This window comes from Mesorhizobium sp. dw_380, assembly GCF_018588885.1.
Classification (GTDB): domain Bacteria; phylum Pseudomonadota; class Alphaproteobacteria; order Rhizobiales; family Rhizobiaceae; genus Mesorhizobium.
Window position 1 is genome coordinate 19,937 of record NZ_JAFFIW010000031.1, and the last position, 24,158, is coordinate 44,094.

A 24,158-nucleotide genomic window follows, 5' to 3' on the forward strand; every position below is an offset into this window, starting at 1 on the left:
GGTCATGCGCAGGGAGAGGGACCCATGGCGGCTCAGATTTTCTCGGCCATATTCGTCATCATCGTCGGCGTCGGCGGCTGTGTCGCCTATTTCTGGGGCGCCAACAAACTGCTCGACACGATCTTCCCCTCGCGCGGCGTCAAAGGCGGCACGGCAATCGACAATCTGCGCCGGCAGGGAATGATCCGGCCGTGGCTTTTCGTCGGCCCGGCACTGATCATCCTCACCATCTACCTGATCTATCCGGTCGTCGAGACGCTGAGGCTGTCGTTCCTCGACCGCGGCGGCGGCAATTTCGTCGGCTTCGCCAATTATGAATGGGCGTTCGGCGACCGCGAGTTCCGCAACTCGATCCTCAACAACATCATGTGGCTGGCAGTGGCGCCCGCCGCCTGCACCTTCCTCGGGCTGATCATCGCGGTGCTCACCGACAAGATCTGGTGGGGCACGATCGCCAAGAGCCTGATCTTCCTGCCTTTGGCGATCTCCTTCGTCGGCGCCAGCGTGATCTGGAAATTCATCTATGAGTATCGCGGCGAGGGCCAGACGCAGATCGGCCTGCTCAACGCCGTCATCCAGTATTTCGGCGGCCAGCCGCAGGTGTGGATATCGCTGCCGTTCTGGAACGATTTCTTCCTGATGATCATCCTGATCTGGATCCAGACCGGCTTTGCCATGGTGATCCTGTCCTCGGCGCTGCGCGGCATTCCGGAAGAGACGCTGGAGGCGGCCGTCATCGACGGCGCCAATCCGTTCCAGATCTTCTGGAAGATCATGGTGCCGCAGATCTGGGGCACCATCGCCGTGGTGTGGACCACGATCACCATCCTTGTGCTGAAGGTGTTCGACATCGTGCTGACCATGACCAACGGCCAGTGGAACAGCCAGGTGCTGGCCAATCTGATGTTCGACTGGATGTTCCGCGGCGGCGGCGACTTCGGCCGCGGCGCGACGATCGCCATCATCATCATGGTCGCGGTCATTCCGATCATGGTCTGGAACATCCGCCAGGCCAACAAAGAGACGGGAGGACATTGAGATGGCGAGCCCGACCGGAAAGTCCTTTGGCAGCCGTTTCGGCGTCCACATCGCCGTGCTCGTCTTCGTGGTGATATGGACCGTCCCCACGCTCGGCATCCTCGTCTCGTCGCTGCGCGACAAGGACCAGATCATCGCCTCGGGCTGGTGGAACTCCTTCGCCAGTTCCAGTCAGACCGAGGCCGGACGGCTGCCGGCCGCTTCGGCGCAGGCGCAGAAGGACGGCAAATACGTCATCGAGGGCAACATCTTCGGCGACGGCGCCAAGCGCAACATCAGCGCCTTCGGCGTCAAGTCGGCGGCGCCGACGCAATATCCCGCTGGCTCGACCGCCGATCTCGGCGACGGCGTCACGCTGCAGATGAATGCCGACGGCGGCTTCGTTCTATCTTCGCCGAATGTCTTCGAGGGCGAGCGCGGCCAGCGCGTCTACTATGCCTCGTCGGCGCCGCCGAAATTCACCACCGACAACTACCGGACGGTACTGTTTTCCGAAGGCATCGGCCGCTCCTTCATGAACTCGCTGACGGTGACCATTCCCTCGACCGTCATCCCGATCCTGATCGCGGCCTTCGCGGCCTATGCGCTTGCCTGGATGCGCTTTCCCGGCCGCGCGCTCTTGATCGCGGTCATCATCGGCCTTCTGGTGGTGCCGCTGCAGATGTCGCTGATCCCGCTGCTCAAGCTCTATAACGGCGTCGGCGCTTTCTTCGGCGTGCCGTCCAAGACCTATCTCGGCATCTGGCTGGCGCATACCGGCTTCGGCCTGCCCTTCGCCATCTACCTGCTCAGGAGCTACATCGCCGGCCTGCCGCGCGAGATCATGGAATCGGCGCGCATCGATGGCGCCAGCGATTTCGAGATCTTCGTCAAGATCGTGCTGCCGCTGTCGTTCCCGGTGCTTGCCTCCTTCGCCATCTTCCAGTTCCTGTGGGTATGGAACGATCTCTTGGTGGCGATGGTTTTCCTTGGCACCGAGGGCGACCAGATCGTTCTGACGGCCAAACTCAACGCGCTGCTCGGCTCACGCGGCGGCGACTGGGAGATCCTGACGACATCGGCCTTCGTGACCATTATCGTGCCGCTGATCGTGTTCTTCTCGCTGCAGCGCTATTTCGTCCGCGGGCTGCTTGCCGGCTCGGTGAAAGGAGGCTGAAACAATGCAATCGGCTTTGAAGGCGACTTCGAGACCAGACCCCGCCGTCGACCGCGACTGGTGGCGGGGCGCGGTGATCTACCAGATCTATCCGCGTTCCTATCAAGACTCGGACGGCGACGGCATCGGCGACCTGAAAGGCATCGTGCGGCGCCTGCCCTACATCGCCGCGCTCGGCGCGGATGCCATCTGGATCTCGCCCTTCTTCAAATCGCCGATGAAGGATTTCGGCTACGACGTCTCGGACTATTGCGACGTCGACCCGATGTTCGGCACGCTGGCCGACTTCGATGCGCTGACGGCGGAGGCGCACCGGCTCGGCCTCAAGGTGATGATCGACGAGGTGCTGTCACACACCGCCGATATCCATCCCTGGTTCAAGGAAAGCCGGTCGAGTCGCACCAACCCCAGAGCGGACTGGTATGTCTGGGCCGACGCCAGGCCCGACGGCACGCCGCCCAACAACTGGCTGTCGATCTTCGGCGGCTCGGCCTGGCAGTGGGACACCAGCCGTCAGCAATATTACCTGCACAATTTTCTCGCCGAGCAGCCCGACCTCAACTTCCACAACCGAGAAGTCCAGGACGCGCTGCTGGAGGTCACCCGCTTCTGGCTGGAACGCGGCGTCGACGGCTTCAGGCTCGACACCATCAATTTCTATTTCCACAGCCAGGGTCTGGAAAACAATCCGCCGCTGCCGCCCGAGGAGCGCAACGACCAGACCGCGCCGACGGTCAATCCCTACAACTACCAGGACCATATCTACGACAAGAGCCGTCCGGAGAACCTCGGCTTCCTCGAACGCTTCCGCGCCTTGCTCGACGAATATCCGGCAACCGCTGCCGTCGGCGAAGTCGGCGATTCGCAACGCGGGCTGGACGTGGTGGCCGCCTATACGGCCGGCGGCAAGCGCGTGCACATGTGCTATTCCTTCGATTTCCTGGCGCCGGAAAAGATCAGCGCCGCCAAGGTCCGCTCGGTGCTGGAAACCTTCGGCAAGGTTGCCAGCGACGGTTGGTCGTGCTGGGCGTTTTCCAATCATGACGTGATGCGCCCAGCCTCGCGCTGGGCTTCCAATGAGGCAGATCCGACCGCATATCTCAAGGTCATCTCTGCATTGCTGATGTCGCTGCGCGGCTCGGTCTGCATCTACCAGGGCGAAGAGCTGGGGCTTGGCGAGGCCGAGCTGCGCTTCGAGGATCTGCAGGATCCCTATGGCATCCGCTTCTGGCCGGAATTCAAGGGCCGCGACGGCTGCCGCACGCCCATGGTGTGGGACGGCAACGCCAAGAATGGCGGCTTCTCCCAGGCAAGGCCGTGGCTGCCGGTGCCGGCCAAGCATCTGACGCAGGCGGTCAATGTGCAGCAGGGCGACGAAACTTCGCTGCTCGAGCACTATCGGCGCTTTCTCGCCTTCCGCCGCGCCCATCCGGCGCTGGTCAAGGGTAATATCACCTTCATCGAAAGCGAGGGGGACACCGTCGCCTTCACACGCCGGGAGGGCAATGAGCAGATCGTCTGTGTCTTCAATCTGAGCGCCAAGCCGGCCGAGGTTGACCTTGGCGGCGGATCGCTGCAACCTTTGCCGGGACACGGATTTGCGGGGAAAGCGGACGGAGGTTCCGTCCGCCTCGGCGGCTACGGCGCCTGGTTCGGGCGCGTCGACTGAAATTCAAATCACTGGGAGACAATCATGGCCGATGTCACACTGAGACAAGTGAAGAAGTCCTACGGCAACCTCAACATTCTCCACGGCATCGACCTCGATATCAAATCGGGCGAGTTCATCGTCTTCGTCGGCCCTTCGGGCTGCGGCAAGTCGACCTTGCTGCGTTCGATTGCCGGGCTCGAGGAAATCTCCTCAGGTGAGCTCAAGATCGCTGGCGAGGTGGTGAACGATGTGCCGCCGTCCAAGCGCGGCATCGCCATGGTGTTCCAGTCCTACGCGCTCTATCCGCACATGACCGTCTACGACAACATGGCGTTCTCGATGAAGATCGGCAAGGAGAACAAGGCCGAGATCGACCGCCGCGTGCGCCAGGCGGCGGAAATCCTGCAGCTGACCAAATATCTCGACCGGCTGCCCAAGGCGATGTCGGGCGGCCAGCGCCAGCGCGTCGCCATCGGCCGCGCCATCGTGCGCAACCCGAAGGTGTTCCTGTTCGACGAGCCGCTGTCGAACCTTGACGCCGCACTGCGCGTCGCCACGCGCATCGAGATCGCCAAGCTCAAGGAATCGATGCCCAACACGACGATGATCTACGTCACCCACGACCAGGTCGAGGCGATGACACTGGCCGACCGCATCGTGGTGTTGAAGGATGGCCATGTCGAACAGGTCGGCACGCCGATGGATCTCTACAAGAAGCCCGGCAACCTGTTCGTCGCCCAGTTCATCGGCTCGCCGGCCATGAACATCCTGCCGGCGACCATCGACAAGTCCGGCAGCCCGACGGTCATCAGCCATGTCGGCGGCCGCAAGGCTTCGGTGCCGATCGCGACACCTCTGTCGGCCAAGGGAGCCGCGGTAAGCTTCGGGGTACGGCCGGAAGATCTTTCGATCGCCAGCGGTGCGGACTATCTGTTCGAGGGAACGGTCGATTATGTCGAACAGCTCGGCGAAGTCCAGCTGGTCTATGTCGACATCGGCCGCGCCGACCTGCCGCTGGTGACCAAGCTGCCGGGCAATGTCGAGGTCAAGCGCGGCTCGACACTTCGGCTGACAGCCGATGCCGGCGACCTTCATATCTTCGACGCGGATGGACGGTCATTCGCCCTGCACGAGCTGGAAGCAAAGGCGGCCTGAGACAAAAGCCTGTCTCGACAAGCAAAAAGGAGCGGCGGGCAAGGCCCGCCGCTCCTTTTTGTATATCAACCGCGGCTGTTAGTTGTTGCCGAACAGGTTGCGGTCCGCACCCTGATGGGCCGGCTTCTGCACGTCGCCCGACGAATTGAGCAGCTTGTAAACGAGCGAATCGCCGTTACGGATCGAGCCCGTATGCGCGGTGTCGACGTTGGCGGTCGCCTGCTTGTTGATGTCGGTGCCGCCAACATTGTCGTTGCGGGCATAGGCGCTGCCAGCGGCAATCAGAAGAGCGGCGGCAGTAAGAACAATCTTTTTCATTTTTGATACTCCGGTTTTCTCGAATTCAAGGCGGCGGTTGCCCCGCCGCCTTGCGGTCGAATGTTGGTATCGGCTGTTAGTTGTTGCCGAACAGGTTGCGGTCGGCGCCCTGGACGGGCTTCTGTGCAGCCGGCTCCGACTTCTTGGTCGATGCCGTGTACGAGCTGTCGGTCGAAGTAACCGCGGGCTGATTGGCGCCGTTGGAGCCGAAGTTGTCGCTGCCGGCAAAAGCGCTGCCGGAAATGGCCAGAACGGCCGCGGCAGCAAGGATGATCTTCTTCATTTCAAGTACTCCTGAATTTCTGGACTTAGCCAGGGCGGCGGGCAAACCCGCCGTCAACTGGGGGTCGGCTGCTAGTTGTTGCCGAAGAGGTTGCGGTCGGCGCCCTGGACGACAGACTGCTTTTCCGCCGGAGCCGACGTCTTGATCGAAGCCGTATGCGAGCTGTCAGCGGTCGCCTGCTTGTTGATGTCGCTCCAGCCAACGTTGTCGTTGCCGGCAAAGGCGCTGCCGGAAATGGCCAGAAGGGCTGCGGCAGTGAGAACAATCTTTTTCATTTTTGGTACTCCAGTATTTTTCCGTCCGTCTAGCGGCGTGTCTTGGGATTAAAATCGCGTCGTTCGGACAGCCCCGATGTGGGAAAGCCAACTGGCCGTTTCCAATCACGAAGTTGTTCAGCGTGGACCAAGAATCCACCACTTGAAATTGTGCCAGAGCCTTCTACATCAAACATTTTTCTCTTAGATATCAAATGCTTATATAGAACCAGCGCTGCGATCACCAACTGTGTCTGAGGCTCAGCGTTCACACTGTCTTGCACGCACCGTCAACAGAAACGAACCGTTCGGTTCGATTTTAGTGCCCGCTAATAGTCACTTTTCGAAACCTTTAGCCGTATTGGCCCGCGTTCCGGATCGATTTTCGATCGCCGGCACAGCCGCCGCCGAGGCGATTTCCGGGCCGCGTTTGCGGCCCAGTCGTTACGCATGCGTGTCGCGCCGCATGGATGCGATGTCGCTTTCATGCCGATGTCGCAACCGCCGTCGTGATTAGATCATGCCATCTCAGGTGCCGCTTCGTGACGACGGGGCGGAGAATTGGGAAGCCGGTCAAAGTCCGGCGCTGCCCCCGCAACGGTGGTGGAGTTCAAGTCGCAACGGGAGACCACTGGGCGAAAGCCTGGGAAGGTGTTGCGACCGTCCGCAAGGACACTCCAGAGCCCGGAAACCAGCCAGAGATTGCTAGAACTCGACTGATCGCGGTGGGCGGTCAAGAGGCGGATGCTGCCCGTCCGGCGCGAGCCGGCATGCGGCCTTATCCTTCCTCCGTCACCACCAGTTCAGTCCTTGAATATGAGGACAGGACATGGATGCTCGCAACGACATGCTGAGGCTCTTGAATGGCCGCAGACAGGGCTTTTCGCTCGATCAGCCTTTCTACACCGACCCGGACTATTTCAAGCTCGACATGGAGCTGATCTGGTATCGCGACTGGCTGTTCATCGGCCATGATTGCGAACTGCCGAAGCCCGGCAGCTATATCACCGTGCAGATCGGCGACTATCCGGTCGTGCTGGTGCGCGACCAGCATGGCAAGATCAACGCCTTCCACAATTCCTGCCGCCATCGCGGCAGCCGCGTCTGCAACACCGACAGGGGCACGGCCGCCAAACTGGTCTGCCCCTATCACCAATGGACCTATGAGTTGGACGGCCGGCTGCTGTTCGCCCGCCAGATGGCCGACGGTTTCGACAAGAGCCAGTTCGGACTTAAGCCGGTCGCTTGCGAAAGCGTGGCCGGCTACATCTTCATCTGCCTGGCCAAGGAGCCCGCCGACTTCGCGCCGATGCGGACGATGATCGAACCCTATCTCAAGCCGCACAGGCTCAGTGAAGCAAAAATCGCCTTCGAGAGCACGATCGTCGAGAAGGGCAACTGGAAGCTCGTCTGGGAGAACAACCGCGAGTGCTACCATTGCGCCGGCAATCACCCGGAGCTCTGCAAGACATTCCCGGAAGCGCCGACCGTGACCGGTGTGCAAGGCGCCGACAGCGATCCGGAGATGCTGGCCCATTGGGCCAAATGCGAGGCCGCCGGGCTGCCGAGCAAGTTCCGCATAGATCCGGCCGGGCAATACCGCGCCACCCGCGCGCCGCTGTTGCGCGATGCCGTCAGCTATACGATGAACGGCAAGCGGGCGGTGAAGAAGAACCTCTCCGACAGCGTCTCAGCCGACCGCATCGGCACTTTGATGCACTATCACTACCCAACCACCTGGAACCATATCCTCATCGACCATGCCGTCACCTTCCGCGTGCTGCCGATCAGCGCCACGGAAACCGCGGTGACGACCAAATGGCTGGTTCACAAGGATGCGGTCGAGGGCGTCGACTACGATCTCGCCGAACTCACCCATGTCTGGACCGAGACCAACGACCAGGATCGCCGCATCGTCGAGGAAAACGCGCTCGGCATCCTCTCGCCGGCCTATGAGCCCGGCCCCTATTCGGAGCTGCACGAGGGCGGCGTCATCCAGTTCGTCGACTGGTATGCGCGCTTCATCGGCCCGCGCCTTGCCGAAGACGGACGCCCGGCGCTGCGCAGTGTCGCCTAGCTCATGTCGTCCAAAGTGCTCCGCGCTTTTGGGATCACGACATGAGCAGAGCAAAAGGACTTGAGGGATGAACGCGATGACTGATCTTGGCCTCTATCGCCATCTCGACCAGATGGCGCCCTGGAACGACAGGCTGCAAGTGCTGGAAGTGATCGGCGTCAGCGACGAGGCCCCTGGCGTGAAGACCTTCACCTTCCGGTCCGACAACCAGACCTGGTTCCGCTACAAGCCGGGCCAGTTCGTGACGCTGGAACTGCCGACATCGGACGGGCCGCTGATGCGGACCTATACGCTGTCGTCGTCGCCATCGCGGCCGTTCTCCATCGCGGTGACGGTGAAGGCGCAGGCAGGCAGCGTCGGCACACGCTGGATGTTCGATCGCCTGGTGCCCGGTTCGCACGTCAAGGCCTATGGTCCGAGCGGCGACTTTTCATTGCACAGCCATCCGGCGGCGAAATATCTGTTCATCTCGGCCGGTTCCGGCGTGACGCCGATGATGTCGATGCTGCGCTGGCTGAACGACTGCGCGCCATGGACCGATGTCGGCTTCGTCAATTGCGCACGGCGCGCGGAAGAGATCATCTTCCGCAAGGAGCTCGAACTGCTCGGCGGCCATATGCCGGGCCTGTCGCTCGGCTTCATGATCGAGGAGCGGTCGAGCCGCGAGGGCTGGTACGGCCATATGGGCCGCATCGACGCCATCCGGCTGCCGCTGCTGGCGCCGGATTTCCGCGAACGCGAAATCTTCTGCTGCGGCCCGGACCCTTTCATGCGCGCGGTGCGCGGCATGCTGGAAGCCGCCGGCTTCGACATGACGAAATACCATCAGGAGAGCTTTGCGGCACCTGCGGTGGAGGAAATCCCGGCACCGTTCGCAGCGCCAGCGCAGGACGGCGCTGCCGTCCCTGTCGAAGCCACAACACCAATCCGCTTCGCGCTTTCGGACGTCGATGCCGAATGCGTCGCCGGCCAGACCGTGCTCCAGACGGCGCGCGGCTCGGGCGTGCGGATACCCGCGGCCTGCGAATTCGGCCTGTGCGGAACCTGCAAGGTGAAGAAAGTCTCCGGCGCCGTCGAGATGAGCCACAATGGCGGCATCCTCGATCACGAGATCGACGACGGCTTCATTCTCGCCTGTTGCTCGAAGCCGCTGTCGGCGCTTGAAATCGAGGCCTGATCCGCTCGCGGCCCGACTGATTCCTGGAAATGGCCGGCGCGTCTCGAAAGCAAGCAGGCGACAGCAAGCCCGATCGAGGCAGTGGCGCTGTGCAAGTTCTGGCGGGCAGGCTGTGCTCACCCGACGGTTAGAACGCCTTTAACTGCTGAGCTGCTAGAAGACCAACAGTTCTGGTGGTGAAGGCTGTTGGCATGGATGCGCCGCTCGTTGCTCCAGGCAAGCCGGCGGACTTGAAGTTCAGCCGGGCCGTGTTTCGTCTCGGCGCGCCGGCTGCCGCAACGCTGTTGATTGTTGCCTATGCGATCGCCGTGTCGCTCGTCGTCGTGCCGAGCAATGTCGACGTGTCGTGGCTGCTGACGGTTGGCGAGCGTGTCCTCAACGGCGAACGGCTTTATGCCGATATCGCCGAGGGCAACCCACCTTTTTCAACCTGGCTCTATCTGCCCTTTCTCGTCATGGAACGGCTGACCGGGCTTGCAGCGGAGATTTGGGTGAGTGTCGGCCTGGCCGCGCTCGCGGTTGCTTCCGTCTGCTGTTCGGCGCGCATTCTCGCGCGGCGGGACGAAAAGACGCTGAAGCAATATGTCTGGATAATTCCGGCGGCGGTGTTTGTCGTGCTGTTCCTGTTCCCGCCGGATTTCGGCCAGCGCGAGCAGATTGCCGTCATCGCCTTGCTGCCCTGGCTGGCGCTGCTTGCGGCGCGTGATCGCGCAGCGGATTTTCGTGCGGGCAGTGTCACCGAGCGGATCGGTGCCGGTGTCGGTGCCGGTGTCTTCGTCATGATCAAACCGCCCTACAGTGTGCTGGCGCTGGCGGTGCCAGCCATGGTCATTGCACTGCAGCGACGTTCGCTGCATCCGCTTTTGACGACGGAAAATGTGGTCGGTGGCACTCTGACAATCGTCTACCTGATTGCACTCGCCTTCTTCATGCAGCCCTTCTTTACCGACGTGCTTCCCCTGCTGCGCCAGGTTTATCTGCCGATGCGCTTGCCGGTGCTTGGCATGCTGATGCTATGGCCCGTCACGATGTTCGGGTTCCATGGCAGCGGCCACGCTGGTCATGGCCTATCCCGGTCGTCTTCATTGCGATGTGAAAATATTGCTTCTGGCAGGAGCGGCCTACGTCCCCGCCTTCGTCATCATGGGCAAGGGCTGGACCTATCAGGCGCTGCCGTTCCTGACGTTCAGCGTCCTGGCGTTCATGCTTCAATACATCCGGCAGCCGCCGCTGCAAAGCCTTCCGATACTGGCCAAGGCCGGCACGGTGCTCGGCATGCTTTTGGCGGTAATGCTTGCCGTGCAACAGCAAATATCAGCCTTCGCAGAGCCTCGCAACGATCTTGACGCGGCGACTGCCGCCATCACCCGCGCCGTCGATCGCCCGGCCGTCATATCAATCGGTTCGCGCCTGCAGATCGGCAACCCGCTTGTCCGAATGATCGGCGCCCGCCTTGTCGGGCATCATCCTTCCGCCTGGATGATCCACGATTCCGGGGTTCTGATCGAGGAGGAAAGGGATCCGGTCAAACGCATGGAGTTGGACGTCCTGCGGCAGAAATACACGCTTGCTATCGCTGCCGAAGTTGCAGCCAAGCGGCCTGATATTGTTCTCGACGACGGAACGGAACAGCCGCGTTCGCCCGAGCCTCTCCGCGACAGCCCCGCGATGGCAAGGGCTCTGCAAGGCTATCGCCTACTGCATCAGAACGCGTCGACAACCGTGCTCATTCGCACCGATATCGCCCCGCGTGAGTAGGCGATACCGAAGCGTGATCGATTGAGGCCTTGGAGCGAACAGCTACTGTGCACCGCTGCCCGAGGCACGGGAACCAAGAGTTCCACCCTCACGGCGTCTTATGTCGACAAGCATCCACCCCGACAAGGACAACGGTACCAGCACGCCAATGCCAAGTCCGGCATTGTTCACCAGATGGGCAATGCCCGGGTAAAGCCAGATCAACGCCAGAAAAATCCTCGGCATGGCGCTGCGCGTCGAGAATAGATAGGCGACGGCAGCGGCCAAGCCTATCGTATCATAGCTGTAGCCGTAAGGCGTCGCCAGCGTTGCCAGCACGGCGGTGAGAACCACTCTTTCGCCGTGCCGCATCTGCCGCCATGGCAGCCATATCCAGAAAGCCGCGGAGATGGCGGCGATGGTCGCAACGGCCTGCATCGCATAGGCGACTGTCAGCCCCGATCCACATGCGCGCGCCAGGAAGAACATGGTGGCGGCGTTGGACTGGTAGGGCTGCGGATAGGGTGCCTCCAGAATCGCGGTCATCAAGGGGCGGGTTTCCGTCCAGAACAGTCGCCAGACGTCAAATCCGAGCGATGCGCCGGTCAGCATGAACAGCGCCGCCGAGGACAGGGCGGCGGCGGCGATGGCCCGCCAATTGCCGCTCGCCAATAGGCAGAATGGGACCAGAATCCCGAGATGCGGCTTGATCGTCAGCAAGCCGAACAGCAGCCCGGCCACGATCGGCCGCCTGGGCGCGACGGCCATTCCGCCGATGAGGAGAGCGGTGGTCAAGGCGCCGTTTTGGCCGAAGATGGCATTGACGAAGACGGCCGGACACACAAGGATGGCGGCTTCGGCGAGCGCGCCCAGTTTCAACGGCCGCACCGCCAGCCAGAGGCAGAAGACGGTGCCGAACGTCCAGATGAAATAGGCCGAAAAAATCGGCAGCAGCGCAAGCGGCGCGCCGAAGACGAGGATGCTGGGTGGGTAGCTCCATTCCTGATTGGGCAGATCGGGCGAGAACATAAGCCGCAGCGCCGCGCGATAGCCGTCAACGTCGAACAGCAAGGCCACATGGCCGTCGAGCGCCATGCGCCCGCCGGCCCATAGATTGGTGAAGTCCCAATAAGGCAGCCGGTCGCTAAGTTCAGAGAAGCCGTGCTCGCCGAAGGTCCACAGCGCAAGATGGTAGCGCAGCCCGATCAGCATTCCGGTGCACAGCACAAGCGCCGCGAATTGGAAATCGGAACGGTTGCGGGCAGTCTGGTTGTTCGGCGCCATTGCGTTGTCTTCCAAGACCCTGGCAGCTTGATAAGGGACACGCGTTAAGATCGGCTTATACAGAGCCTTCCTCCGGCTTCGTCACCCGCCGCAAGGTCAGATTGATCCGGCCGCCATTCTTGAGCAGTGCCGAGGTTGAAGGATAGATGCGGTCGACGCCGTGAAAACAGAGGCGGCCCTCGCCGCCGAGTACGACGACGTCGCCGCTTTTCAGCCTGAACGACTTGGTGGCGCCTTCGCGCGTCGTCTGGCCGACCCTGAACAGGCAATCGTCGCCTAGCGAAACGGAGACGACGGGTGCCGAGAAATCGGCCTCGTCGCGATCCTGGTGCAGGCCCATCTTTGCGTCCGCCGTGTAGAAATTGACCAGACAGGCCTCCGGCGGATTCGGATAGCCCGATACCTGCCGCCAGAGATCGAGCAGGCTCTCCGGAATCGGCGGCCACGGCTCTCCGGTCAGCGGATGCGTCGGCTGGTAGCGATAGCCGCGGTCCTTGTCGGTGACCCAGCCGAGCGGGCCGCAATTGGTCATGCGCACGCTCATCTCCTTGCCGGTGCGCGGCATGGCCGGCACGTACAGCGGCGCCTGCTGGACGATGCTTCTCACATCCTCGACCAGCGTCTCCTGCACGGTGCGCGGCAGATAGGCCGGCATGTGGCGGACGCCCTTGGGCAGAACGAGCATGGATTGCCTCGCATGACGATGGTTGAGGGCCGCAACATGCCACCATCCAACGCAAACGGCGACCCGAAAGCCGCCTGTCGAGGCGCGAGCCCGCTACCGTGTGAACAAACGCCGAATTCGCTTTCTGAATGCGGCGACGGTCTGTTTCGGTGATCGCGATGACTTTGAGCGTAAGGCGTGCGTGAAGGTGTCGACGTCTGCAACTCGCGGTGAGCGCGCGACGGTGTGCAACAGCGGCTATTGCTACATGGGCGAGAGCCGCAACATCACGGCTTCGCCGAAGCGCCGATGGGTAGGATCCGCTGTGTTGCCCGCCTGCTGGACGCACAAACACTCTCGTCAAACTCGATCAAGCACGCACATGGTGTGGTGCTTAATCGTTATCCACCCGGCCGCGCAGCTTCTTGATCGTGCCGCGTCCGGCCTTGCTCTTCAGCCGCCGTTCCACCGCGCCTTTCGAGGGCCGCGTCTTCTTGCGCGGCGGCGGTGGCGGCTCGGCGGCCTTGGCGACAAGTGCTGCGAGCCTTGCGCGGGCATCGGCCCGGTTCTGCTCCTGGGTGCGGAAGCGCCCCGCCTCGATGACGATGACGCCGTCCTTGGTGGCGCGCTGGCCGGCAAGCTTGATCGTACGGGTGCGCACGCGCTCCGACAGGCCCGCCGCATTGGCCGCATCGAAGCGCAACTGCACCGCCGTCGCCACCTTGTTGACGTTCTGGCCGCCGGGACCGGACGAGCGGATGAAATCCTCGTGCAGGTCGCTCGCGTGGATCACGGCTTCGCCTGATATGATGATGTTGTCGTCGGTCGGCATGCCGCAGTCATGGCGCGGCGGACCGAAAAAGAAAAGGCCCGATCGAAACCGGGCCCTCGATGGTTCTAACCGGCAACGATGCCCCGCGGCCTGGCGATTACTCAGCCGCTTCCTGCATGCGGGGCGCGGCACCCAGCACGACGGCATCGACATGGCTTTCGAATTTCTCGAAATTGACGGCGAACATGCCGACCAGCCTTGCCGCTTGCCGGTCATACGCAGCCTTGTCGGCCCAGGTCGAGCGCGGATCGAGAATGGCGCTGTCGACGCTGGGCACGGCCACCGGCACCTCGAAGCCGAAATTGGCGTCGGTGCGGAATTCGCCTGCCTTCAGCGAGCCGTCGAGTGCGGCGGCAAGCAAAGCGCGCGTCGCCTTGATCGGCATGCGCTTGCCGGTGCCGTAGGCGCCGCCGGTCCAGCCGGTGTTGACCAGCCAGCAATCGGCGCCATGACGGGCGATGAGCTCGCGCAGCAGATTGCCGTATTCCGAGGGGTGGCGCGGCATGAACGGCGCGCCGAAGCAGGTCGAGAAAGTCGCTTCGGGCTCGGTGACACCCTTTTCGGTTCCGGCCACCTTGGCGGTGTAGCCGGACAGGAAATGATACATCGCCTGCGCCGGCGTCAGCCGCGCGATCGGCGGCATCACGCCGAACGCGTCGGCGGTCAGCATGATGATGTTCTTCGGGTGATTGGCGCGCCCGGTCTTCGAGGCATTGGGGATGAAGTCGAGCGGGTAGGCGCAGCGCGTGTTTTCTGTCAGCCGCCCGTCATTGAAATCCGGCACGCCATCGGCGTCGAGCACGACATTTTCCAGCACCGTGCCGAAGCGCTGCGTGGTGGCAAAAATCTCCGGCTCGGCTTCGGCCGACAGCTTGATGGTCTTGGCGTAGCAGCCGCCTTCGAAGTTGAAGATGCCGTGCGGACCCCAGCCATGCTCGTCGTCGCCTATCAGCGTGCGCGAAGGATCGGCCGACAGCGTCGTCTTGCCGGTCCCCGACAAGCCGAAGAAGATGGCGGCGTCGCCGGCCGGCCCTTCATTGGCCGAGCAATGCATCGGCATCACGCCCTTCTCCGGCAGCAGGTAGTTGAGCATGGTGAACACCGACTTCTTCATCTCGCCGGCATAGGAGGTGCCGCCGATCAGCACGACCTTGCGGGTGAGGTCGACGGCGATCACCGTTTCGGTGCGGCTGCCGTGACGAGCGGGATCGGCGCGGAAGGACGGCAGGTCGATGATCGTCATCTCAGGCACGAACTGCTCGAGTTCGGCATTGTCGGGACGGATGAGCAGGTTGCGGATGAACAGCGAGTGCCAGGCGAATTCCGTGATCACCCTGGTGGGCAATTTCAGCTCCGCATCGGCGCCGCCGACCAGATCCTGCACGTAAAGATCCTTGTCCGCCGCATGGGCGCGGAAATCGGCGAGCAGCGTGTCGAACTGGGCCGGCGAAATCGCCTTGTTGTTGTCCCACCAGACTTCAGGCTCGGTGGCATCGTCGCGGACGACGAACTTGTCCTTGGGCGAACGGCCTGTGTGCTGGCCGGTCTCGGCGACCAGCGCGCCATGCGCGGTCAGGCGGGCCTCATTGCGCCGGATCGATTCCTCGTAAAGGGCGGCCGCACCGAAATTGTAGCGTACCACGCCGGTGGTTTTCAGGCCGATCCGATCGATCGCGCAAGCAGGATTGCGTTTGCCGACTTCCGACATTGGTGTCCCTTCTTCGATTTGCCGCATCTTTGCCGGCGCATTCCGGCACGCCCGCACCGCAGGCCCAAGATGGTCAGAAACAGAAAAGCCGAATGATATCAAATCATTAATCGATTTAAAAATTTTGAAAGTTGTTTAAATCGTTTATATGTGCAAAAAGTTCTGTGGTTGCCCAAAGGATTGGCAGCGTTCGATCGTCCAATCCGTTTAGAGGTGCAATTGTGACCGCCGGCACGCCGCCCGTGACAGCGGACAAGGCCTATGCCACATTTTGTACCTAATTTGTCCTGCAAAAGCCCCTTCTCTACCAAAGAAGGGACAGCTCATGAGGGAGCCGCTTGAAATGGCAACAATCGCGCTTGTCGATGACGACCGCAACATTCTGACGTCGGTGTCGATCGCTCTCGAGTCCGAGGGATATCGCGTCGAGACCTACACGGATGGTGCGTCCGCGCTGGAAGGCCTGGCGGCGCGCCCGCCGAATCTTGCCATCCTCGACATCAAGATGCCGCGCATGGACGGCATGGAGCTTCTGCGCCGGATGCGTCAGAAGTCCGACCTGCCGGTGATCTTCCTGACCTCCAAGGACGACGAGATCGACGAGCTTTTCGGCCTCAAAATGGGCGCCGACGATTTCATCCGCAAACCGTTCTCGCAGCGCCTGCTGGTCGAGCGGGTGCGCGCCGTGCTGCGCCGTGCCAGTGCCCGCGAGGCTGCGGCAAAGGCGCCCAGCCAGCAGGCCCGCTCGCTCGAGCGCGGCCAGCTCGTCATGGACCAGGAACGCCACACCTGCACCTGGAAGGGCGAACCGGTGACGCTCACCGTCACCGAATTCCTGATCCTGCATTCGCTGGCGCAGCGCCCAGGCGTCGTAAAAAGCCGTGATGCGCTGATGGATTCGGCTTATGATGAACAGGTCTATGTCGATGACCGCACGATCGACAGCCACATCAAGCGGCTGCGCAAGAAGTTCAAGGCTGTCGACGACGACTTCGAGATGATCGAAACCCTTTACGGAGTCGGATACCGGTTTCGCGAAGCGTGAATAGGCATTAGGCTGTAGGGAATAGTCGGTAGTCAGTTTTGAATGGTGCGGGCGGCCACTCATGCATCGACGCGCTCTCAGCCAGCCATTCTCTATTCTCTACTGCCTACTCACTACTCACTAATTACTAAGCAGGGACTGCTATTCGATGGCAGTGGAAGCACAGCGAAGCAGGCCGACGGGCGCCGCCAGGCGGCCGTCGCGCATCATGCCGTCCTTCGTTTCGAAAATCACGGTACCGATGCGCCGCTTCCTCGGCCATCACATCTTTTCCAGCCTGACGCGGCGCATTCTGTTCCTCAACCTTGCCGGCCTGGCTGTCCTGGTCACCGGCATTCTCTATCTCAACACCTTCCGCGACGGGCTGATCGATGCCCGCGTCGAAAGCCTGATGACGCAGGGCGAGATCATCGCTGGGGCGATCGCGGCATCGGCGACCGTCGAGACCGATTCGATCAGCATCGACCCGGAAAAGCTGCTGGAGCTGCAGGCCGGAGAGAGCCTGGGGCCTGGTTCGGACCAGCTCGACAATCTGGATTTTCCGATCAATCCCGAACGTGTCGCGCCGGTGCTGCGGCGGCTGATCTCGCCGACGCGGACGCGGGCCCGCATCTATGACCGCGACGCCAATTTGCTGCTCGATTCGCGCCATCTCTATTCGCGCGGCCAGATCCTGCGCTACGACCTGCCGCCGGTCGAGGAAGAGGAGCCCGACCTCGTCGAGCGCATCCAGAAGTTCATCTTCGACTTCTTCCGCAACACCGACCTGCCCGTCTATCACGAACAGCCGGGCGGCAATGGTGCCACCTACCCGGAAGTGGTCAAGGCGCTGACCGGCAGCCCGTCGACCATCGTGCGCGTCTCGGAACAGGGCGAGCAGATCGTTTCAGTGGCGGTGCCGATCCAGCGCTTCCGCGCCGTTCTCGGCGTGCTGATGCTGTCGACCGAAGGCGGCGACATCGACAAGATCGTCGCCGCCGAACGCAAGGCGATCCTGCGCGTCTTCGGCATCGCCGCACTGGTCACCGCCATCCTGTCGATGCTTTTGGCCTCCACCATCGCCAACCCGCTGCGTCGGCTGTCGGCCGCGGCGGTGCGGGTCAGGCGCGGTGTCAAAAGCCGAGAGGAAATCCCAGACTTCTCCGACCGGCAGGACGAGATCGGCAATTTGTCGATCGCGGTGCGCGACATGACCAACGCGCTCTACGCCCGCATCGAGGCGATCGAAAGCTTCGCCGCCGATGTGTCGCATGAGTTGAAGAACCCGCTGACCTCGCTGCGCAGCGCGGTGGAAACCTTGCCGCTGGCCAAGAACGACAATTCGCGCAGCCGGCTGATGGAGATCATCCAGCACGACGTCAGACGGCTGGACCGCCTCATCACCGACATTTCCGACGCCTCCCGCCTCGACGCCGAACTGGCGCGCGAAGATGCGGGAACGGTCGACCTGAAGAAATTCGTCACCGATCTGGTCGCCGTTTCGCGTGAAGCCACGCGCAACAAGAAGGCGGTCGAGATCGAGCTCAAGGTCGCCAAGCTGCCGCAGGGCGTCAAAGGCTATTTCGTCGTCGGCCACGATCTGCGCATCGGTCAGGTCATCACCAATTTGATCGAAAACGCCCGCTCCTTCGTTCCCGAAGACCACGGCCACATCAGCCTGTCGCTGGCACGCGCCGGCAAGTTCAACATCCTCACCATCGACGACAATGGTCCCGGCATCCGGGCCGACAACATCGACCGCATCTTCGAGCGCTTCTACACCGACCGGCCGGCAGGCGAGGCGTTCGGCCAGAACTCGGGCCTTGGCCTGTCGATATCGCGGCAGATCGTCGAGGCCCATGGCGGTACGCTGACCGCCGAAAACATCCCCGGCACCAAGCCCGGCGAGATCAAGGGCGCGCGCTTCGTCGTGACGCTGCCGGCAGAAGCATGATCCCGAAAAGTGAGACCCGGTTTTCGGATAAGATCATGCTTCATCCAAAAGGCATGATCCCGAAAAGTGGGACCCGGTTTTCGGATAAGATCACGCTTCATCCAAAAGGCATGATCCCGAAAAGTGGGAACCGGTTTTCGGACAAGATCATGCTTCATCCAAAAACATGATCGGGCAAGATTGTGCCTGACCCAATTGCGCAGCCTGAAAACATTCACGGAACCGGAATCCTGATCGGCGAGCGCGGCGTCCTTATCACCGGGGCGTCCGGCGCCGGCAAGACAACGCTGGCGCTGACGCTGCTGGACCATTGCCGCGCGCGCGGGCTGTTCTCGCGGCTGATCGGCGACGACAGGCTGCTTGCCGCGGCCCGCGCCGGGCGGCTGGTCTGTCGCGTGCCAGCGACTATCGCCGGCCTCGCCGAAGTGCCCGGGTTCATGCCGCGCCCCCTGCCGTTCGAACCGGCCTGCGTCGTCGACCTGCATATACGCCTTTTGCCGGCTGGCGAAGTCGCACGCTTCCAGGAGGACGCCAGCGACGAGATCGCCGGCTGCGTGGTGCCGCGTATCGACCTTGCCGAGCGTAACGCCGCCACGGCCCTGCCCGCCGTGATGGCGCGGCTGTCGATCGCGCCTTTTCTATGATTGGCTCCGGATTTTTTGCTGCAATGCGTCAAAATGGCGTGGGCTGGCGCAATTTTGGGCTTGTCAACGGGCCGCGCGTCGACAAGATAGCGCTCCCGCCGCCTGGAATGGCTGGCGAGCATAATATGCGCCTGTGAAGCGGCCATGACGGGAGCCACCAAAGAATGATCGGACTCGTGCTTGTAACGCACGGTCAACTGGCCACCGAGTTCCGACATGCCGTCGAACATGTCGTCGGGCCACAAGACAATTTCGAAACCGTGGCGATCGGTGCCGACGACGATATGGAACAGCGTCGCCGCGACATCGTCGACGCCGTGGCCCGCGTCGATACCGGGGCGGGCGTCATCGTGCTGACTGACATGTTCGGTGGCACGCCGTCCAACCTCGCCATCTCGGTGATGGAGTCCGGCCGCACCGAAGTGATCGCCGGCATGAACCTGCCGATGCTGATCAAGCTGTCCTCTATACGCAAAGGCGACAACATGACGGCCGCGCTCGACGAGGCGCAGGCCGCCGGCCGCAAATACATCAATGTCGCCAGCCAGCTTCTGAGCAGCAAATGAGCATGGTGTCGTCGGAAAAGGAGGACCAGATCGTCCGGGAGTTTCCGATCGTCAACCAGCGCGGCCTGCATGCACGCGCTTCGGCCAAATTCGTCCAGCTCGCCAGCGGTTTCGACGCCTCGGTCCATGTCGAGAAGGACGGCGTCAAGGTCGGCGGCACGTCGATCATGGGCCTGATGATGCTTGCGGCCAGTCCGGGCTACTCGATCCGCGTCATCGCCAGCGGGCCGGAAGCGCTTGAGGTCATGGACGCGCTGGAGCAGCTTGTCGCCTCCCGCTTCGGCGAGGAATGCTGATCCCGTACCACCGCCAAGCACGCCCGAGAGACATGCAGGGATAAAGATTTCTTTATATCCCATTGTCGTCCCAGCCCCGATCTGCTAGTCAGGCCGGCAATTCGCGCCCTTCGACGCGCCTCCCGGCGCGGGCGCATCCGCAACCAATTCGCAAGCATAACAATTCGCACGGAGCACTGCCATGACGGGTACCAAGGATTATGTGGTCGCCGACATCTCGCTTGCCGGCTGGGGCCGCAAGGAACTCGATATCGCCGAAACCGAAATGCCGGGCCTGATGGCCTGCCGCGAGGAGTTCGGTGCCAGGAAGCCGCTGAAGGGCGCGCGCATCACCGGCTCGCTGCACATGACCATCCAGACCGCGGTGCTGATCGAGACGCTGAAGACGCTCGGCGCCGACATACGCTGGGCGTCCTGCAACATCTTCTCGACCCAGGACCATGCCGCCGCGGCCATCGCCGAGGCCGGCATTCCGGTCTTCGCCGTCAAGGGCGAGAGCCTCGAACAATACTGGGACTACACCGACCGGATCTTCCAGTGGGCCGATGGCGGCCTCTCCAACATGATCCTCGATGATGGCGGCGACGCCACCATGTACATCCTGATCGGCGCCCGCGCCGAAGCCGGCGAGGACGTGCTGTCCAATCCGCAGAGCGAGGAAGAGGAATATTTCTACGCCCAGGTCAAGAAGCGGCTGAAGGCTTCGCCCGGCTTCTTCACCAAGCAGAAGGAAGCCATCCGCGGCGTCACCGAGGAGACAACCACCGGCGTCAACCGGCTCTACCAGCTGCAGAAGAAGGGCCTGCTGCCCTTCCCCGCCATCAACGTCAACGACTCGGTCACCAAGTCGAAATTCGACAACAAGTATGGCTGCAAGGAATCGCTGGTCGACGGCATCCGTCGCGGCACCGACACAATGATGGCCGGCAAGGTCGCGGTCGTCTGCGGTTATGGCGACGTCGGCAAGGGTTCGTCGGCCTCGCTCAAGGGCGCCGGCGCCCGCGTCAAGGTCACCGAGGTCGACCCGATCTGCGCCCTGCAGGCGGCAATGGACGGCTTTGAAGTCGTCACGCTTGAAGATGCGGCTCCGACCGCCGACATCGTCATCACCACCACCGGCAACAAGGACGTCGTCACCCTCGACCATATGCGGTCGATGAAGGACATGGTGATCGTCGGCAATATCGGCCACTTCGACAACGAGATCCAGGTGGCGTCGCTGCGCAATTTGAATTGGACCAACGTCAAGCCGCAGGTCGACATGATCACCTTCCCGGATGGCAAGCGGATGATCCTCTTGTCGGAAGGCCGCCTGCTCAATCTCGGCAACGCGACCGGCCATCCGAGCTTCGTCATGTCGGCGTCCTTCACCAACCAGGTGCTGGCCCAGATCGAGCTGTTCACCAAGGGCGAGCAGTATCAGAACCAGGTCTATGTCCTGCCCAAGCATCTCGACGAAAAGGTCGCGCGCCTGCACCTCGACAAGCTGGGTGCCCGCCTGACCGAATTGTCGGGTGAGCAGGCCGCCTATATCGGCGTCACGCCGCAGGGTCCGTTCAAGCCGGAACACTACCGCTATTAACCAAAGCTAAAATTACTACCAGATATTGACGCCGGGCGATTGACTTTTCGCCCGGCTTTATTTTTGCGCGCGATCAGCCTTCACGGCGATTCGGCGAGGGTTTATTGTCAGGTGATTCGCGACGCTTCCGGCCCGAGAGGGGATCAGAGAGGTGCGTTTCAGGGCGGTCTTGCATTCAGGCGGCGGAGAGGACCAAGACATGCCGGGGCAAAACCCGCACGGAGCGGGACGGGCCGTTTCCGGCGGCCATGACGATTCGGGGACCACTGGCTCCGCAATCCGGCGCGGACGTCTTTCATGGCGTGGCCGCGCGGGGCTGCTGCTTGCCGGGTCCATGCTCGCCAGCCCGTTGCTTGGCGCGGCGGCGCGCGCCCAGGGCGCCGGTGTGTCGGCGGCCGGTCTTTCGATGAACACGATCGAGGTCATGCAGCTTGCCGTATTCGTCGGCGTGACAGGCGCGGCATTTCTGTCGGCCATCGTTCTCATTCGCGAACGGGCCCGCACCTCGGCGGAGAATGTCGAGCTGAGGAGCCGCGTCGCCGACGTCAACGCGGCGCTGCGCCGTTCGGAGGCGCTGCTCAATTTGCGTGACCAGCGCGTGGTCGTCTGGGCCTCGGAAAACAAGAAGCCCGAACTCATCGGTACATTGCCGGTCGAAAGCGGCGCGCCGGAGGAGCGGGCGGCTTTCCTCGCCTTCGGCCGCTGGCTGATGCCGCGCTCGGCCGCAGCGCTCGAGCACGCCATTGCCGGCTTGCGCGAAAAGGCCAGACCCTTCGACCTCGTCATCGAATCGCAGGCCGGCGCACCGCTCGAAGTGCATGGCCGCAAGAGCGCCGCGCATATACTGGTGCGCTTTGTGTCGCTTTCCGAGACACAGCGCAGCCAGGCCCGGCTGAAGATCGACAACCAGCGGCTGGCCGCCGACCACGACACGATGATCGGCCTGCTCGAAGCGCTGAAGATGCCGGCATGGCTGCGCGACGAACACGGACGCTTGAAATGGGTGAACCGGGCCTATGCCGATGCGGTCGAGGCCGAGAGCGCGGAAGCCGCCGTTCGCGATGCCAAGGAGTTCCTCGGCGGCCAGGCGCGCGAGGCGATTGCCGCCCAGCACAATTCGCATCCGGTCTTCGAACAATCGCTCTCCACTGTCATCGAAGGCGACCGCCGCGTGTTCGCGGTGACCGACTTCGCCGGCCCGGACGGCTCGGCCGGCCTTGCCTGCGACACCAGCGCCATCGAAACCATTCGCGGCGAATATGAGCGGACGGTGCGCAGCCACGCCGACACGCTCGACCAGCTTAACACCGCGGTCGCCATTTTCGACACCGACGAGAAGCTGCGCTTCTTCAACCAGGCCTTCCAGAAACTGTGGGGGCTGGACAGCGGCTTCCTGCACAGTGCGCCCGACAATGCGCTTTTGCTCGACCGGCTGCGCAGCGAGGGCAAGATCGCCGAGCAGCCCGAATGGCGCCGCTGGAAGGAAGGCCTGCTCGGCGCCTACCGCGCGGTCGAATCGCAGGAACATTGGTGGCATCTGCCCGACGGCAAGACCATCCGCGTCGTCGCCAACCCGCAGCCCAAGGGCGGCGTCACCTGGGTGTTCGAGAACCTGACCGAGAAGATGGATTTGGAAAGCCGCTATCGCACAGCGGTGCGCGTGCAGGGCGAGACGCTCGACAATCTCGCCGAAGGCGTGGCGGTGTTCGGCCCCGACGGCCGGCTGCGGCTGTCGAACCCGGCCTTTGCCACGCTGTGGGGGCTGGGTGCGGAGGCCGCCAAGCCCAATGTGCACGTCTCGACCATCCGCGACCTTTGCGACCGGCAGGCGGTCGACAGCCCCTGGCCCGGTTTCGTTGCCGCCATCACAGGTTTCGACGATGAACGCCGCGACCGTCACGGCCAGAGCGAGCTCAACAACGGCACCGTGCTGCGCTACGCCGTGATCCCGCTGCCCAACGGGCAGGTGATGATGACCTTCGTCGACGTCACCGACAGCGTGCGTGTCGAACGCGCGCTGAAGGACAAGAACGAGGCGCTGGAGAAGTCAGACCAGCTCAAGAACGACTTCGTCCAGCACGTGTCCTACGAATTGCGCTCGCCGCTGACCAACATCATCGGCTTCACCGAACTGCTTTCGCTGCCCACCACCGGGCCGCTCAATCAAAAGCAGCATGAGTATGTCGAGCATGTCAGCTCGTCCTCCTCGGTGCTGCTGACCATCGTCAACGACATACTGGACCTTGCGACCGTCGATGCCGGCATCATGCAGCTCGACATTTCCGAGGTTCATGTCGACCGCACCATCGCGGCGGCCGCCGAGCTGGTTGCCGACCGGCTGCAGGAGCATTCGATCCGGCTCGAGGTCGATGCCGCTGCGGCGCCGAAGACGTTTCACGGAGATGAAACCCGCATCCGCCAGATCCTCTACAATCTGCTCAGCAACGCCGCCAACTACGCACCGGAAGCCAGCTCCATCCGACTCACCTGCCGCCAGCTGGCGGATGGGGTGGAATTCTCGGTTCATGACGACGGGCCCGGCATGCCGCCCGACGTGCTCGATTCGGTGTTCCGCCGCTTCGAACCGCGCGCCAATGGCGGCCGCCGGCGGGGTGCAGGCCTGGGCCTGTCGATCGTCAAGAGCTTCGTCGAACTGCATGGCGGCGGCGTTCGCATCGAAACCGGCAAGGACAAGGGCACGACCGTCATCTGCACCTTCCCCGACATGCCGGGCATCCGCGCCGCGGCCGAGTAGCGC

At 62.6% G+C, this 24,158-nt stretch carries 22 protein-coding genes and 1 riboswitch; of the genes, 15 read left to right on the forward strand and 7 right to left on the reverse strand.

The annotated features are described in order from the left end of the window. Positions 1-24: 24 nt before the first annotated feature. Genes JT360_RS24270 through JT360_RS24285 form a run of 4 tightly spaced genes read left to right on the forward strand, consistent with a single transcriptional unit; the run spans position 25 to position 5,000 of the window. Positions 25-1,038, forward strand: a complete 1,014-nt coding sequence (locus tag JT360_RS24270; protein ID WP_214474725.1) for a carbohydrate ABC transporter permease — start codon at positions 25-27, stop codon at positions 1,036-1,038. A gap of 1 nt (position 1,039) precedes the next feature. Then, the gene (locus tag JT360_RS24275; protein WP_214474726.1) at positions 1,040-2,194 is read left to right on the forward strand and encodes a carbohydrate ABC transporter permease; all 1,155 of its coding nucleotides are present in this window, start codon (positions 1,040-1,042) and stop codon (positions 2,192-2,194) included. 4 nt (positions 2,195-2,198) lie between these two features. Continuing rightward, positions 2,199-3,863, forward strand: a complete 1,665-nt coding sequence (bglA, locus tag JT360_RS24280; protein ID WP_214474727.1) for a beta-galactosidase BglA — start codon at positions 2,199-2,201, stop codon at positions 3,861-3,863. Positions 3,864-3,887: 24 nt separating this feature from the next. Then, positions 3,888-5,000 (forward strand): ABC transporter ATP-binding protein, encoded by a 1,113-nt coding sequence (locus JT360_RS24285; RefSeq protein ID WP_214474728.1) that lies wholly within the window; start codon positions 3,888-3,890, stop codon positions 4,998-5,000. A gap of 78 nt (positions 5,001-5,078) precedes the next feature. Here JT360_RS24285 and JT360_RS24290 read toward each other — a convergent pair whose 3' ends face one another. The 3 genes from JT360_RS24290 to JT360_RS24300 all read right to left on the reverse strand — a co-directional run bounded on the left by JT360_RS24290 (position 5,079) and on the right by JT360_RS24300 (position 5,876). Next, entirely contained in the window at positions 5,079-5,318 is a 240-nt protein-coding gene (locus JT360_RS24290) for a DUF680 domain-containing protein (RefSeq protein ID WP_214474729.1), read from the reverse strand. Positions 5,319-5,394: 76 nt separating this feature from the next. After that, positions 5,395-5,601, reverse strand: a complete 207-nt coding sequence (locus tag JT360_RS24295; protein ID WP_214474730.1) for a DUF680 domain-containing protein — start codon at positions 5,599-5,601, stop codon at positions 5,395-5,397. Between the two features lie 71 nt (positions 5,602-5,672). Next, complete coding sequence (locus tag JT360_RS24300) at positions 5,673-5,876, reverse strand: DUF680 domain-containing protein (RefSeq protein ID WP_214474731.1); 204 nt, start codon at positions 5,874-5,876, stop codon at positions 5,673-5,675. A gap of 492 nt (positions 5,877-6,368) precedes the next feature. Further along, positions 6,369-6,569, forward strand: a riboswitch (cobalamin riboswitch). Positions 6,570-6,684: 115 nt separating this feature from the next. Here JT360_RS24300 and JT360_RS24305 point away from each other — a divergent pair. The 4 genes from JT360_RS24305 to JT360_RS24320 all read left to right on the forward strand — a co-directional run bounded on the left by JT360_RS24305 (position 6,685) and on the right by JT360_RS24320 (position 10,867). Then, positions 6,685-7,932, forward strand: coding sequence for an aromatic ring-hydroxylating oxygenase subunit alpha (locus tag JT360_RS24305; protein ID WP_214474732.1), 1,248 nt, complete (start codon positions 6,685-6,687; stop codon positions 7,930-7,932). Positions 7,933-8,008: 76 nt separating this feature from the next. After that, on the forward strand, positions 8,009-9,109 hold the full coding sequence (locus JT360_RS24310; RefSeq protein ID WP_214474734.1) for an FAD-binding oxidoreductase: 1,101 nt from the start codon (positions 8,009-8,011) through the stop codon (positions 9,107-9,109). A 191-nt stretch (positions 9,110-9,300) separates the two neighbouring features. Beyond that, entirely contained in the window at positions 9,301-10,455 is a 1,155-nt protein-coding gene (locus tag JT360_RS24315) for a hypothetical protein (protein WP_214474736.1), read from the forward strand. A 91-nt stretch (positions 10,456-10,546) separates the two neighbouring features. Continuing rightward, the gene (locus tag JT360_RS24320) at positions 10,547-10,867 is read left to right on the forward strand and encodes a hypothetical protein (protein ID WP_214474738.1); all 321 of its coding nucleotides are present in this window, start codon (positions 10,547-10,549) and stop codon (positions 10,865-10,867) included. Positions 10,868-10,909: 42 nt separating this feature from the next. On the opposite strand, the gene JT360_RS24325 is transcribed toward JT360_RS24320, so the two are convergent. From JT360_RS24325 to JT360_RS24340, 4 genes are all read right to left on the reverse strand, one after another. Beyond that, positions 10,910-12,130 (reverse strand): glycosyltransferase family 87 protein, encoded by a 1,221-nt coding sequence (locus tag JT360_RS24325; protein ID WP_214474740.1) that lies wholly within the window; start codon positions 12,128-12,130, stop codon positions 10,910-10,912. Between the two features lie 55 nt (positions 12,131-12,185). Beyond that, positions 12,186-12,815 carry an alpha-ketoglutarate-dependent dioxygenase AlkB family protein gene (locus JT360_RS24330; protein ID WP_214474741.1) on the reverse strand — a complete coding sequence of 210 codons (630 nt, stop codon included), beginning with the start codon at positions 12,813-12,815 and terminating at the stop codon, positions 12,186-12,188. A 373-nt stretch (positions 12,816-13,188) separates the two neighbouring features. Continuing rightward, positions 13,189-13,626: an alternative ribosome rescue aminoacyl-tRNA hydrolase ArfB gene (gene arfB, locus JT360_RS24335; protein WP_214474743.1), complete on the reverse strand. Its 438-nt coding sequence runs from the start codon at positions 13,624-13,626 to the stop codon at positions 13,189-13,191. A 97-nt stretch (positions 13,627-13,723) separates the two neighbouring features. Continuing rightward, positions 13,724-15,334 carry a phosphoenolpyruvate carboxykinase gene (locus tag JT360_RS24340; RefSeq protein ID WP_214474744.1) on the reverse strand — a complete coding sequence of 537 codons (1,611 nt, stop codon included), beginning with the start codon at positions 15,332-15,334 and terminating at the stop codon, positions 13,724-13,726. A 343-nt stretch (positions 15,335-15,677) separates the two neighbouring features. On the opposite strand from JT360_RS24340, the gene JT360_RS24345 reads away from it, so the two are divergent. From JT360_RS24345 to JT360_RS24375, 7 genes are all read left to right on the forward strand, one after another. Continuing rightward, positions 15,678-16,379: a response regulator transcription factor gene (locus JT360_RS24345; protein ID WP_010912942.1), complete on the forward strand. Its 702-nt coding sequence runs from the start codon at positions 15,678-15,680 to the stop codon at positions 16,377-16,379. Between the two features lie 148 nt (positions 16,380-16,527). Next, on the forward strand, positions 16,528-18,312 hold the full coding sequence (locus JT360_RS24350; protein WP_284731900.1) for a sensor histidine kinase: 1,785 nt from the start codon (positions 16,528-16,530) through the stop codon (positions 18,310-18,312). A gap of 182 nt (positions 18,313-18,494) precedes the next feature. Then, on the forward strand, positions 18,495-18,956 hold the full coding sequence (locus JT360_RS24355; RefSeq protein ID WP_214474745.1) for an HPr kinase/phosphorylase: 462 nt from the start codon (positions 18,495-18,497) through the stop codon (positions 18,954-18,956). Between the two features lie 164 nt (positions 18,957-19,120). Further along, positions 19,121-19,522: a PTS sugar transporter subunit IIA gene (locus tag JT360_RS24360; protein WP_214474746.1), complete on the forward strand. Its 402-nt coding sequence runs from the start codon at positions 19,121-19,123 to the stop codon at positions 19,520-19,522. Further along, entirely contained in the window at positions 19,519-19,818 is a 300-nt protein-coding gene (locus JT360_RS24365; protein WP_214474747.1) for an HPr family phosphocarrier protein, read from the forward strand. The genes JT360_RS24360 and JT360_RS24365 overlap by 4 nt, the downstream gene beginning before the upstream one ends. Positions 19,819-19,999: 181 nt before the next feature. Next, a complete protein-coding gene (gene ahcY / locus JT360_RS24370; RefSeq protein ID WP_214474748.1) occupies positions 20,000-21,400 on the forward strand; it encodes an adenosylhomocysteinase in 1,401 nt (466 codons plus the stop codon). A gap of 199 nt (positions 21,401-21,599) precedes the next feature. Then, on the forward strand, positions 21,600-24,155 hold the full coding sequence (locus tag JT360_RS24375) for a sensor histidine kinase (RefSeq protein WP_214474749.1): 2,556 nt from the start codon (positions 21,600-21,602) through the stop codon (positions 24,153-24,155). Positions 24,156-24,158: the final 3 nt, after the last annotated feature.